Origin of the sequence: Nodularia chucula CCY0103, from assembly GCF_963923915.1 — a bacterium.
Taxonomy (GTDB): domain Bacteria; phylum Cyanobacteriota; class Cyanobacteriia; order Cyanobacteriales; family Nostocaceae; genus Nodularia; species Nodularia chucula.
On record NZ_CAWUOL010000003.1, the window covers coordinates 53,659 to 66,137 of the forward strand.

Annotated in this window: 18 protein-coding genes and 1 pseudogene; 5 read left to right on the forward strand and 14 right to left on the reverse strand. The window is 41.6% G+C overall.

Features of this window, described 5'->3' with window-relative positions:
• Positions 1–203: 203 nt before the first annotated feature.
• The gene (locus tag ACM0OP_RS01780) at positions 204–956 is read left to right on the forward strand and encodes a YdcF family protein (RefSeq protein ID WP_414526673.1); all 753 of its coding nucleotides are present in this window, start codon (positions 204–206) and stop codon (positions 954–956) included.
• Here the strand turns inward: ACM0OP_RS01780 and recJ are convergent.
• The 5 genes from recJ to def form a co-directional block, all read right to left on the reverse strand.
• A complete protein-coding gene (gene recJ, locus ACM0OP_RS01785; protein WP_414526674.1) occupies positions 946–3,315 on the reverse strand; it encodes a single-stranded-DNA-specific exonuclease RecJ in 2,370 nt (789 codons plus the stop codon). The two genes, ACM0OP_RS01780 and recJ, sit on opposite strands and share 11 nt — an antisense overlap.
• A 171-nt stretch (positions 3,316–3,486) precedes the next feature.
• Positions 3,487–4,107 carry a GNAT family N-acetyltransferase gene (locus ACM0OP_RS01790; protein WP_414526675.1) on the reverse strand — a complete coding sequence of 207 codons (621 nt, stop codon included), beginning with the start codon at positions 4,105–4,107 and terminating at the stop codon, positions 3,487–3,489.
• Between the two features lie 16 nt (positions 4,108–4,123).
• A complete protein-coding gene (locus ACM0OP_RS01795; RefSeq protein WP_414526676.1) occupies positions 4,124–4,921 on the reverse strand; it encodes a PD-(D/E)XK nuclease family protein in 798 nt (265 codons plus the stop codon).
• Between the two features lie 166 nt (positions 4,922–5,087).
• Complete coding sequence (locus ACM0OP_RS01800; protein ID WP_414526677.1) at positions 5,088–5,291, reverse strand: hypothetical protein; 204 nt, start codon at positions 5,289–5,291, stop codon at positions 5,088–5,090.
• A gap of 10 nt (positions 5,292–5,301) precedes the next feature.
• Entirely contained in the window at positions 5,302–5,865 is a 564-nt protein-coding gene (gene def, locus ACM0OP_RS01805; RefSeq protein ID WP_414526760.1) for a peptide deformylase, read from the reverse strand.
• A 113-nt stretch (positions 5,866–5,978) separates the two neighbouring features.
• Between def and ACM0OP_RS01810 the strand changes: the two genes are divergently transcribed.
• The 3 genes and pseudogenes from ACM0OP_RS01810 (at position 5,979) to ACM0OP_RS01820 (ending at position 7,767) form a co-directional block, all read left to right on the forward strand.
• The gene (locus tag ACM0OP_RS01810) at positions 5,979–6,881 is read left to right on the forward strand and encodes a cell division protein FtsX (protein WP_414526678.1); all 903 of its coding nucleotides are present in this window, start codon (positions 5,979–5,981) and stop codon (positions 6,879–6,881) included.
• A 23-nt stretch (positions 6,882–6,904) separates the two neighbouring features.
• A pseudogene (locus ACM0OP_RS01815) lies at positions 6,905–7,387 on the forward strand (DUF3598 family protein); the annotation flags it as partial.
• A gap of 122 nt (positions 7,388–7,509) precedes the next feature.
• Positions 7,510–7,767: a hypothetical protein gene (locus tag ACM0OP_RS01820; RefSeq protein ID WP_414526679.1), complete on the forward strand. Its 258-nt coding sequence runs from the start codon at positions 7,510–7,512 to the stop codon at positions 7,765–7,767.
• A gap of 49 nt (positions 7,768–7,816) precedes the next feature.
• On the opposite strand, the gene aat is transcribed toward ACM0OP_RS01820, so the two are convergent.
• On the reverse strand, positions 7,817–8,392 hold the full coding sequence (gene aat, locus ACM0OP_RS01825) for a leucyl/phenylalanyl-tRNA--protein transferase (protein ID WP_414526680.1): 576 nt from the start codon (positions 8,390–8,392) through the stop codon (positions 7,817–7,819).
• 79 nt (positions 8,393–8,471) lie between these two features.
• Here aat and ACM0OP_RS01830 point away from each other — a divergent pair, with 79 nt between their 5' ends.
• Complete coding sequence (locus tag ACM0OP_RS01830; protein WP_414526681.1) at positions 8,472–8,801, forward strand: hypothetical protein; 330 nt, start codon at positions 8,472–8,474, stop codon at positions 8,799–8,801.
• A 59-nt stretch (positions 8,802–8,860) separates the two neighbouring features.
• Here ACM0OP_RS01830 and rpsN read toward each other — a convergent pair whose 3' ends face one another.
• The 8 genes from rpsN to ACM0OP_RS01870 form a co-directional block, all read right to left on the reverse strand.
• Complete coding sequence (gene rpsN, locus ACM0OP_RS01835; RefSeq protein ID WP_414526682.1) at positions 8,861–9,163, reverse strand: 30S ribosomal protein S14; 303 nt, start codon at positions 9,161–9,163, stop codon at positions 8,861–8,863.
• Between the two features lie 68 nt (positions 9,164–9,231).
• Positions 9,232–9,930, reverse strand: a complete 699-nt coding sequence (nth, locus tag ACM0OP_RS01840) for an endonuclease III (protein WP_414526683.1) — start codon at positions 9,928–9,930, stop codon at positions 9,232–9,234.
• Complete coding sequence (rseP, locus tag ACM0OP_RS01845) at positions 9,906–11,003, reverse strand: RIP metalloprotease RseP (protein WP_414526684.1); 1,098 nt, start codon at positions 11,001–11,003, stop codon at positions 9,906–9,908. The genes nth and rseP overlap by 25 nt, the downstream gene beginning before the upstream one ends.
• A gap of 165 nt (positions 11,004–11,168) precedes the next feature.
• Positions 11,169–11,393 carry a type II toxin-antitoxin system HicA family toxin gene (locus ACM0OP_RS01850; RefSeq protein ID WP_414526685.1) on the reverse strand — a complete coding sequence of 75 codons (225 nt, stop codon included), beginning with the start codon at positions 11,391–11,393 and terminating at the stop codon, positions 11,169–11,171.
• A gap of 2 nt (positions 11,394–11,395) precedes the next feature.
• Entirely contained in the window at positions 11,396–11,602 is a 207-nt protein-coding gene (locus ACM0OP_RS01855; RefSeq protein ID WP_414526686.1) for a type II toxin-antitoxin system HicB family antitoxin, read from the reverse strand.
• 35 nt (positions 11,603–11,637) lie between these two features.
• Entirely contained in the window at positions 11,638–11,859 is a 222-nt protein-coding gene (locus ACM0OP_RS01860; RefSeq protein WP_414526687.1) for a hypothetical protein, read from the reverse strand.
• A 174-nt stretch (positions 11,860–12,033) separates the two neighbouring features.
• Positions 12,034–12,261, reverse strand: coding sequence for a type II toxin-antitoxin system HicA family toxin (locus tag ACM0OP_RS01865; protein ID WP_414526688.1), 228 nt, complete (start codon positions 12,259–12,261; stop codon positions 12,034–12,036).
• Positions 12,261–12,470 carry a type II toxin-antitoxin system HicB family antitoxin gene (locus ACM0OP_RS01870; RefSeq protein ID WP_414526689.1) on the reverse strand — a complete coding sequence of 70 codons (210 nt, stop codon included), beginning with the start codon at positions 12,468–12,470 and terminating at the stop codon, positions 12,261–12,263. The genes ACM0OP_RS01865 and ACM0OP_RS01870 overlap by 1 nt, the downstream gene beginning before the upstream one ends.
• Positions 12,471–12,479: the final 9 nt, after the last annotated feature.

The following is a 12,479-nucleotide window of genomic DNA, read 5'->3' on the forward strand; positions in this document are numbered from 1 at the left end:
TTCCTGATAGTTCTCTCAAAGTCTTAGCTTTTTTACTATTTTAATAGGACGCTATGAAATTCCAGTCGCTTTACTGTGACTTTATTGTGACATTTTTATAGCTATTTGTGTTACACCCTATATTATCTTTATAAGATAGCACTTGGCTGACTTAATTGTAGGTTTTCTCGATATTATTTAACTAAGTTTTAATGAGATGTCTGATGAGACATAAATTTACAAAACCTGCGCCAATTTCTCCCTTGAGGAAATTCGGTAAAAAGTGGCGATCGCTACAAAAAATTGCTAGTGGTTTATGTCTGATATTGGTCGGCTGGCTAATTTTCACTACTATAACTCTAGTTTGGGCATCGTCTCAGCCAGTGGATGGCTTTTTTGTCTTGGGTGGTAGTATTCGCCGGGAAATTTATGTCGCCCAATCTCAAAAAATTTCTCCGCAGGTTCCGGTTTTGATTTCTACTGGTTCCCAACCACCTTGTATATGGCTGATTTTTCAGAGGGAAACTGCCAAGTTAGACAATGTTTGGTTAGAAAATTGCGCCCAATCAACTTTTGAGAATTTTTACTATGGTATTCCCATTTTGCGGCAATGGGGAGTACATAAGGTGAAACTGATTACTTCCGAGTCTCACCTACCCAGAGCTAAATGGATGGCACAGATTCTCTTAGGCGCTCATGGTATTTGGGTAGAGCCAGATATTGTTCCAGAGCAAGGTATTCCGGGGAATTATGAGGCTGGTTGGAAAACTGGGCTAGATGTGACTCGCAGTGTATTCTGGGGCGTGTTTAGTCACATCTTCAGCCCCAAATGCTCCAATGTTGTAAAACTTGCAGATGTAGATATGCAAGCTTGGCAAAGCCAAGGTTTTAAGTGTGAACGTCAGGGAGGAGTGGGGAGTGTGGGGAGTGTGGGAAGTGTGGGGGGAAAGATTTTTAATACACTCCCTAATCCCTAATCCCCAGTCCCCAATCCCCAGTCCCCAATATTGTTGATAAAGGCACTTGGGCAAAATAATTTTGCTGAAATTGTTCTTCCTTGATGGCGGCTAAAAATTTCTCTATTGCTGCATTAGCTATGTCTTCTGATTCGGTGCTAGGATGCCAAGTAATTTGGAAATCACGGTCTTGTCTGGTGACAGTGAAACCTACAGATTTTAAAGCTGCAATTCCCCAAAATAAAGTCTGGTCACGGATACCCAGTTTTTCTAATAGTTGCAAGCGGGTAACTAATTGATGTGTGCGACTGAGATATTTTGCCATCCCCACTAAAGTGATCCAAATTTCCTGGGGTGGTTGATGATTGGGTTTAGTCCAGGCGATCGCTAATTGTTGATTATTATGGAGACATCGCTGGAACCATAGACGTAAATCATCCCAGTGGGTAGGACAATCACAAATTACCAGTGCTGAATGATCGGTATTAAGTTTTGAGTAATCTTGATTACGCCAATCTAATATTTTCTCCGCAAAAACACCATAACTTTCACCCGTTCCAGCCAGTGCTGAGTCAGCCGCAGTTCGGACAGCAATTAACCGGATTTCATAGCGTTTTTTGTAAGTGTTGTAATCTAATTCGGCAATGCAATCACACCTACCTGGGGGTAATTCATCTTTATAGTGTCCCCACCAAACCCCAGGAAAGGAACTTTTAGTAGAATCATCCCGAATCTGAAAGTCAGTTTTAATATACTGTACCTTTTTTCCTTGCCAATCCTGCTGATTGCGATGCCAAGGATTTTCAAACAAGCAATTTTCAATCAGCAATTTTGGTACAGGATTTCCCATCCCACAAGGTTCCAGCAATTTCAGTTCTAAAAATAACTCTTTGCCTAAATCGGCCACAGTGACAATCACATCTGCTTGTACAGTGGGTGAAAGAGTTGTTCCCCCTAAAGATTGGCGCAACTGCTGATTAATCGCCTCTGTAAATAACGGAATATTCTCCGGTAATAAACTCAAACCGGCTGCAAAGGGATGTCCGCCAAAGCTATGTAAGAGATGGGATTGCTTTTTTACCAGTTGGTATAAATCCACACTGTTAACTGAACGGGCGGAACCACGGGCTAGGAGGGGAGTAGGGAGTGGGGAGTAGGGAGTAGGGGTAGTATCTTGTGTTCGTTCTTCTGTACTTAATAAAATTGTGGGACGGCCGGTTTCTTGGGCTACTTGTCCGGCGACTAAACCTAATACTCCCGCAGGCCATTGGCTATCTTCTAAGACAATCACACTGGTGGTGGATAAGTCTAGCTGGGATAGTTTTGCTGCTACTTGTCCTTGGACATCTTTTTGTAAGGACTTGCGACGGGTGTTGGCTAGTTCTGCCATTTCGGCTAATTGATGACAATATTTAATATCCCGGCTAGTTAATAACTCTACGCAAAAATTGGCATCTCCTTGAATACGACTGACGGCGTTAATCCGTGGCCCTAGACCAAAGGAAATATCTGTGGGGCGATCGCCAGTTCTCTGGCATAATTCTAATAATCGCCCTACCCCTGGCCGTCGTTGTGCTGTGGCTGGTTGCTTTGACTCTGCTTGCAGTCGTTGAATACCTAATTGGGCTAAATACCGACAATCACCACTTAACTGCACCAAATCGGCAATTAATCCCACTGCGACCAAATCTAATAAATTTCCTAATGGCTCTTGAGGAACGTCAGGTAAGGTTTGATAAAGGGCTTCGACTAATTTAAAAGCTACCGCTACCCCAGAAAGATGAAATAACGGATGTTCACTAGGTAAATAGCGGGGGTTGATAATTGCTGTAACTGGTGGGCGTTGTTCTGGTAAAGTGTGGTGGTCTGTAACTATGACATCTATACCCAACTGTTGAGCATAAGTAATTTCACTAATATTAGTGCTGCCCGTATCGCAAGTCACAATTAACTTACAACCTTGTTGGTTTAAACTATCAATCCCTGGATAATTGAGTCCGTGGGATTCTTTGAGGCGATTGGGGATGTAGTAAGTTAACTGGGAATTTTGACTAAAAAATTGTCCTAAACCATCCCATAAAACAGCAGTAGCGGTAATTCCATCAGCGTCAAAGTCTCCCCAAATGGCAATTTTTTCATTGTTATTTCGGGCTTGTTGCAGTCTTTCCATAGCCAGATGCATTTCTGCACCAAATTCACAGGGGCTGGCTGGTTGATAAATTTTATAGTTGGTAAAGGCGGCTAATGTTTGTTCATCTTTAATTCCCCTTTTCCACAATAATTGGGCTGCATACTTTCCACTGGATGCGGGTGTATACTGTTTGACGATTTGAATAAACCAATCGGGTGGTTCTTCTGTTTTTGCTAGAGTCCATTGCATGGAATTAGTTTAAATAGTAAGTTAAAAAATTAAAGCGGATTACTATATCATTTGAAGGTAGATAACGAACCGCAAAGTACGCAAAGTACGCCAAGTAAAGAAGGAAGAAAGAAAGGAAGGAATTTTTTTTCTCTGTTGAGGTGGTTAATGATATTGGTTTTTATTCATTATTTATATCGGTGTTTCATTTACTAGGGGATTGAGTATGGTTTCATTGGCTATTCCGTCGGGTTTACGGGGGCGAATTGCTGGGCGGGTACGTCCATAACCGGCTCTTTCAGCTTTTTGATGTTCGTAGTCAATTAGTCTGCCATAATGTTCATGTTTGCTTAAATTCATTGATAAGAAAATATGCTGGCGGATATTCCCAAATCCTTTACGGTTAAAAAATTTGACGGCGGGATTGTTGGTAGGATCTGTGTCTACTAACATGAATCTCGCCCCGTCTTCTATCATGCGGGCGATCGCTTGATCAACTAATTTATCTGCTACTCCTTTACGCTGAAATTTGGGATGCACTGCTAGCCATAGGATATAACCATAAGTCCAGGATGCTTTGGTGATTATGGTTCCTAAAATAAACCCCGCCAATTCTCCCTCTGTTTCTGCTACCAAGCAATAGTCTGGATCTGTGTTGTAAAGTCCAATTACCTCCCATTCGTCCCAGGTGCGATACAAATAAGGATATAAATCGCTAGTAAATAGCTGTTCGCCCAAGTGGTAAACTGGCGCAATATCATCAATTCCTAATTCACGAACATAAATCAAATCAGTTTCATCAACGGTTTTCATATAATTGCCCTAAAATTCACAGAGATACTTCTTGAATGTTGGCAAGATTTGGTAACGATGGCTGTTGAGATGCTGCTTTTGCTGATTGGCGATCGCACGCTATGGCAAAATCACAATAATTACAGGTTTTACTCTGAAGGGGAACTTGGGGAAATAACTGGTTTTTTTGGTAACTTTCTAGCCAATTGGTTAATTTATTTAACAGGTAATTAAGTTCCTTGACTGTTTGCTGATGTTGGGTATAATCGTAATTAAATTTAATCTTTTGCGGTGCGCCTTCAGACTGGACAAACCAGTAAGTCATAGAAATATTTTCAGGTAAGTAGGCACTGGTTTCCGCTAAAACATACAAATACAAACGTGTTTGCCAATTCTGTTGTAAAGTACCTTTACTTGGCGGTTGATGATAAGTTTTCCAGTCTAAAATTTGGGCTTGCTCGTTATCTGCAATCAATAAATCATAAACAACAGTCAGTAAATAGTTGTTAACTTGCAGTGTGCGGTAATGTTCGCTTTCCCGGAAAGTTTGAGTATCCCTTATTGTGAGAATCTCTGGCGCTGCATTGCTAAAACCTGACATCCAGCTTTGTAACTGAGTATCCGCTTCCAGTAAACTGGCAATTGGTAAACCCATTTCTCGCTGTTGCATCAGCAAGTGAAAGCGACTCCCCAAAGTTTGGCGTTCTTCTTTTTGGGGGTTTGAAGGCGTGCTTAGTTGTTCTAAGTAGGTGTGTTGGAATTTACGCGGACAAACTTCAAGTAAATTGAGATGTCCTTGAGATAGGCGTAAGAGTTCAGTTGTTTCTGACAGCATTCTTTTATTTTAGTTGGTGTTTAATTTGCACCACGAAGACACAAAGCCACAAAAGAATATAGAGAACGTCTGCTGTTAGCCAAGCTACCGTCAGGGAAAAAATAAAAGGTGGAAGGATGAATTTTGCCTTTTCCTTCATCCCTCTACCTTTTTATGTACCTGATGCTTACTTCATGTTAGCCCGTGCGTCCCTCACTGCAGCAAAGAAAAATAATCCGGTGAGGGGAATACTCAATCCCAGGATAATTGCAGTTACCTGAACACCTAAATCTGGTTGTCCGTAACTCAGTTCAAACACCGAACCAACGGCGGCGATCGCAGTTATGCAAGCACCACCCAGAAATAAACCGCTTTTTGGAGTTAAATACACTATTAGTACCCTATGCTACTGGTTTCACGGCTTGATACGAGAAGCCATTTTTAGATAACTCCTGGGATAAAGCCAAGGAATTTTCTACACGATCTACAAATACCACGCCTTTGAGGTGATCCATTTCGTGTTGAATGCAACGTGCGAGTAAGTCGGTAGCTTTCAGGGTTTGGGGACGGCCGTTTTCGTCTTTATAGGCAATTTCTACCGTTTCGGGGCGCTTTACGTCTAAATACACGTTAGGAATACTCAAACACCCTTCTTGGGCAACGCAGACTTCTTTACTTACCTGTTTAATTGTAGGGTTAATCAAAACTAGGGGGGGACTGTCTGGGTTATCTGGTTCGCAATCAATCACAATCAGTTGTTTATGGATTCCCACTTGAGGTGCAGCCAAACCAATGCCATCGCTACTATACATAGTTTGCAGCATTTCCCGTACCAACTGCCGGATTTCATCGTCTATTTTGGTAATTCGCTTGGCATCTTGACGCAGGACGCGATCGCCTAGATAGTGAAGTTTCAAGGGGGGATTTTTTAACTTTTTTTTCTCGACAGCAATTTCAGAAGGCATGATGATCAATGACTCAGTTGTGAAAATTCCTACTATCTCAATTCTATCAATCTCGGTTAAACATCCGTGAATATGCCAAAATTGATCGCAATACATAGCCATTGAGGTGATGTGTGTTTAAATTTCTGACAAAATTTGACTATTTGCTCAAAGAAACTTTCCTGGGTTTACTGCGGGGAGGTTGGATGAATTGGGCAGCTATTAGCACAGTGACAGTGTTACTATTTTTATTTGGCTTGAGTTTGCAAACTTCTTGGCAAGTAGAAAAATTTCTCAATCAATTTGGTAATCAATTAGAAATTTCTGTTTATCTTCAGCCAGATACACCCGCCAGCACTATTCAGACTGATGTAATTAAACTGCGGGATGTCGCAGCAATGGAAACTATTAGCAAAGAACAAGCGTGGACTCAGTTAGTCCAGGAATTAGGCATTTCTAATATTGATGGTGTTACCCAACAGTTAGGGGATAATCCTTTAGTTGATGAGATTAAGGTAAAAGCTCGTAATTCTCAGGTTGTCCCGGATTTAGCTACGGAATTGGCTAAGTTAAGGGGTGTGGAATCTGTGCATTATATAGATGAAGCAGTTAAACGCATTACCCAGTTACATCAAGGTTTAAACTGGATTACTGTGACTATTACAATAATTTTAACTTTAACTGCGATCGCAGTCACTACCACTACTATCGGTTTAATTGTCATGGCGCGTCGGCGAGAAATTGAAATTATGCAACTGGTAGGCGCAACCTCTGCTTGGATTTATCTTCCATTTATTTTACAGGGAATTACTTTTGGTTTAGTCGGTGGTGCGATCGCCTGGAGTTTCATTTCCATTATGGAACAGTTTATCAACAGGTTGCTAACTAATCAACCAGATTTTATCCAATTGATTACCAACGGTTTACAACTAACCACCGCCCAAATTGTACTATTACCTTTAATTCTCTTAAGTTTTGGTGCAGTGGTAGGATTAATGGGCAGCTTGTTTGCTGTGCGACAGTTTGCTAAAAATTAAACTTAGGCACTCAGAAACTAATTATGGCAACTCAGTGGGAATCTTTACTGCAAAATCTCGGTGAATGGCAAGGTTCATTTACCCCATTCTCACCCCAAGGAGAACTTTTAGAAGATATCAAAAGTGTAGTTTCTTTAGCAGGGTTAAACAATAACCAAACTATTCGCCAGGTTGTTAGTCGCCAAGGACAACAAGATTTAGTATTAGAATACAGTTCTCTCGCCAAGAGTACGCTATTTTTTGCCAATGGTGCTTTTTCCCAAGGTTCCATACAGTTAGCACCTTTTACCGAATTTGGAGCGGAACTCGGTTTAATTTATGAAAATCGCCGCTTACGCCTAGTGCAGCTATTTGATAAAAACGGTCTGTTAGATAAAATAACTTTGATTCGAGAACATTTAGCCGGGACTGAAACATTAGATAGCCCAGCTTTACAAGTAGATGAATTATTAGGAGAATGGCAAGGTGAAGCTGTCACCATATATCCTGATTTCTCTTCCCCCGATCATATGCGATCGCTGGATTGTTTATGATAACTCTAATGCAATTATACAGCTAATAGCTGAATGCCCTTTAAATCAAGAGTCTATAATTTATCAACCTCAACTATGGAGTCAAATCACTACTAATGAATAAACCAATTCCTGATAAATTATCTAGCCAAATTGATGCAGGTGTTAAACTCGCTATCAAGAAAGCTATTGAAAAACACCGCAAATTAGGTGAAGCAATTAGCATTTGGCAAGATGGTAAAGTTGTAACTTTAACTGCTGAACAAATTCCTCATCTTACCTCAGAAGATGAAGTTGCCACTAGCCCAACCAAAACTAAACCAGCAACTCCTAGTCCCGCTAACTTGTTAACTAGCTCATCCATTAGTGATTAAATTTTAAAGAACCCTGTTTTTAGTATTCCCAAAATAATGGGAGAATACATCACATTAAATCGCAACGACGTTGCAACGCTTCCTTAAGTAAAGCCTGATACTCATGATCCCTAATCCCATAAGCACCAAATCTTTCCAAATGGGGATTCATCATTTGAGCATCAAACAGCACAAATTGCTTTTGACGTAACCTTTCCACCAACTTAACCATAGCCACCTTAGAACCTTCAGGAATGCGGTAAAACATCGACTCACCAATAAAAGCACCGCCAATCACAATTCCTAAAATTCCCCCAGCCAGTTCATCACCCAGCCAAGTTTCAAAACTATAGGCGTAACCATGCTGGTAAAGTAACCAATAAATCTCTTGTAACTCTCGTGAAATCCAAGTAGTTTCCCGATTAGCACACCCAGCCACCACACCTTCAAAATCACGGTTAATCGCCACAGTAAAACGCTCTTGGTTTAACACACGCTGCAAAGACTTAGGGTAACGAAATCGCTCATCCAAAGGAATCAAAGTGCGATCGCGACTTCCGTACCATCCCAGGCCTTTATTGTCATCAGCCATGAGAAAATAACCTTGAGCATAACCCCGAATAATAGCAGAGATATCATATTGCATAATTAAGCAAACAAACCCAGAAAAACACCCTCAGCGTACCTTTGCGTTTCCCTCAGCGTACCTTTGCGTTAAAAAAAAGATGACTGAAGCAATTCCACCCATCACCTTACCACCCTCTCACAACCCCCATCTAGAAGGAGAATGGTTGCAAGACCGATTATTACGGTGGCTAGACAGAGAATTTTTACCGGAAATCGTCAATCAAAAAATTGCCCAACGTGCGGCGCAAATATTTGTGAGACAACGGATGGAAGGAGAAAACGACCTGGGATCTCTAGTGATAGCCATTGTCACAGAGATGCAAGCATTTGATTTTTCCAAAAGTTTTTATGGAGAGTTTGCGATCGCCAACGCCGTCAGCGATCTACTCTTAGATAGTCTAGGTATAGACCGTTGCTGTGGACAATAAAATTACCAATGGTCATTAGCTCTTGATTCCAACTAATCACTAATGACCAATGATTTAGACTACCAGCTAGACTTAACCACACCCGGCAAAAGACCTTGATGCGCCCATTCCCGTAACACGTTACGAGATAACCCAAAGTCACTATAGACACCTCTGGGGCGACCAGTTACCCAGCAACGGTTGCGGTGACGAGTGGGCGCACTGTTCCGGGGTAGCTGTTGAATTTTCCGGTGAACTTCTAATTTATCCAAGGGAGATACAGCACTGTTAAATTCTTCTAACAACGCTTCTCGCTTGTCAGCATACTTTTCTGCCAACTTGGCGCGTTTTTTTTCGCGCTCAATCATACTCTTTTTGGCCATAAACTCTCTAACAGATTTAAAGACAGCATTTTCTATTCTACAGTGTCTCCATCCATTCTACGGATATTTTATTTCCCTTGTCCTACAACCAGTGTTTTTTCCCCAGTGGGACATAAATCATTCAATTCACAAACTTGACACGCAGGAGAACGGGCTTTACAAACAGCACGACCGTGATAAATCAACCGAATTGACCAATTTTCCCAATCTAGTTGGGGTAACAACTTCATTAAATCCTTCTCAATCCGCACAGGATCAGAAAATTTAGTTAAACCCAACCGTTGACTCAAACGCTTTACGTGAGTATCTACCGTCACCCCAGCATTAATACCATAAGCATGGGCTAGAACCACATTACCCGTTTTTCGCGCCACACCAGGAAGCTGTAATAATTGCTCCATTTGGTTGGGAACTACTGAATCAAACTCACTGACAATTTTTCTGCAAGCCCCTTGAATATTTTTGGCTTTATTGCGGTAAAAGCCTGTAGAACGAACTAAATTTTCTAATTCTTCTAAGTCAGCATTAGCCAAACTAGCCGCATCTGGAAACCGCGCAAATAAAGCTGGTGTGACTTTATTGACTCGCTCATCCGTACATTGGGCGGAAAGAATCGTGGCTACCAGTAACTGGACTGGGGTGGAATAATTCAAAGAGCAAGTTGCATCTGGATAAAGATGCTGCAAGCGGGCGAGAATTTCTAACGCCCGTTGCTTTTGAGATGGGGATTTACGGGTGACAATCACTGGAACAACTTTTGTACCCAATCCAACTGGGAAGTTAACTGTGTGGTTTCTTTGACGATCAGAAAAATGCCTAGTCCTAAAAGGAGGACTAAACCAGTTTGCATCACACCTTCTTGAATCCGGTTAGGTAATGGTTTACCCATCACACCTTCAATCAGTAAAAATGCCAGTTGTCCGCCATCTAAAGCTGGTAAAGGCAAGATATTGATAATTGCCAAGTTAATGCTGATTAAAGCCCCAAAGAAGAACAGACTACCTGTGTCATTTTGGGCAATATTAGAACCAATTTGCACAATTTTAATCGGTCCTGCTACCTGACTGGCGGTTTCACCAAAGTTAGTGATTAGTTGCCCAAATCCTTGCACTGTCAGGGTGACAAGGCGCTGAAATTCGCTAGAGCCAATCTGGAATGCTTGTCCTATATTCTTCACCGGACGGCGGACTACTTCACCATTGGGACCCAGTCCGATACCGATACTACCTCCGGCTGGCTTGTCTTCTGGAACTACATTTACTGTCAGCCTTTCCTCTCCACGAGCAATTTGTAGTTCCACAGTTTGACCTGGACTATTTTTAATGATGTCCCGGAAAGCTTCAATTTCTTGGATTGCTGTGCCAAATTCTCTTTGATCAGCTGCTAAGATGACATCTCCTGGTTGGATTCCGGCTTCGGCGGCTACAGAACTGACTTCTGGCGCTAACTGTTGAATTAAAACTCCCGGTTGGCTGGCTTGTCCGATTCCGATGAGACTGACCTGAGTTACTAGGAGGAAGTAGGCAAATATTAAATTTGCGATTACTCCGGCACTGATGACGATCGCCCGGTCTAGAATTGGGCGGTTACGCAGCAAATTGGGGTCATTCGCTGGAATATCGCTATCTGGGTCATCGTCGGGAAAGCCAACAAAACCGCCTAATGGAAAGAGACGGATAGCATATTCGGTTTGTGGCCCTTGGTATTTCCACAGAACTGGCCCAAATCCTAAAGAAAAGCGGTTAACGAGAATACCTTGGGAACGAGCTGCTGTAAAGTGTCCTAACTCGTGTACCAAGATCAGAACAGCCAAGACTGCGATCGCTGCTAAAACTGACATAGAGTAAATTAGTCAAAAAATTCGGATATTATTCTATTGTAATAGTTAAGGAATGGCTAAAGAGTCTTAAACCATCCGTCGGGATCAGTGAAGGGCTGGGTTTAGTGAAGCGATCACTACGACGAGCAACACCTAAGCACTATCGGGTTCCTTTTTGCAATTCAGCTATTTTTTACCAACAAACTCATCTACAGTCAATCCAGCAGTACGAATTAGACTACGCAAAGTTCCTTTTGCCACTTCATGATGGTCTGGAACCGAAAGTGTTACAGCTTCGCCATCTTTGACCATAATGATGTGACTGCCAGTTTGGCGAACAACCTGCCAACCAAAGGATTCAAAGACACGCACAACCTCACGCCCACTTAAAACTGGAATAGCAGATCCCATAACTATGCCACTACTTCAATTTGATGAGTCTCTATGGTGAGTGGCATTCCTAGTTCTGCTCGAACTTGAAGGCAAGCGGCGATCGCATCCTCAATGTTGTTCAGGGCTTCTTTCCGTGTTTGACCTTGACTGACACACCCAGGAATACTTGGACATTCTACAATCCAAATACCGTCTTCATCTCGGTCAAGTGTGACATTAAACTTCATGTTTAGGCTGGAGGGATATGATATTTAATCATACTTTACTTCAGACATTCCCACTCTTCTTCGTTAACAATAGGACTAATAATATCTCCCAAAGTTTTTCCCTTACCAGCAATAGAGGCTGGGGGAGTGGGTCGTTTTGTCGATGGTAAAGTTTCTTCTAGAATAGTGACAATCACACGAGCAGCATTAACTTGAGGCTGTTCTGATACCCATGTTACTTGACCGTTTTCATAAATAGCTTCATAACTTTTTAGCATGATAATCCAGGTCTAATTTACCTTCACGCTCTCTCATTATAGTTTGGAAGAAATGACAAGTTAGCACTGGTGCAATGTTTAGGACGAGCAACACCTAAGCACTAACGCAATACTCAAATTTGAATGCCCACACTCAGGCTACCCCATAAGCGATCAGTGGTGAGAACAATGTTATTACCTTAAAATATCCAGTAATTGATCTTTAGATAGATCCGCATCTCGAAGAATTTTTAATAATAGTCCCTTGCCAATTGTCTTACCAGCATGAACGGGAATAGAAACAACTCTATTATCTTCATGTTTCATCTGTACATGGCTGCCTTTTTGCCTGATTACGCAGAATCCTATTTTTTGCAGCGCAGCAATAAGTTCTTCTCCCGTTGGGTTTGGTAATTTTGCCATTAGATCACCATCTTATGCACACCAATAAACTCGGTTGTTGAATCTTCTTGTAATTCTTCAAGGCACATTTCAATTACCTCGCGGATATTTTGCATAAGTTCATCAATAGTTTCTCCTTGGCTATAGCAAGCTTTGAGTTGTGGAACTTCACCAATATATATTCCATCTTTATCGCGTTCAATCACAACATAAAACTCTTTATTTTTCATGATTCTTTC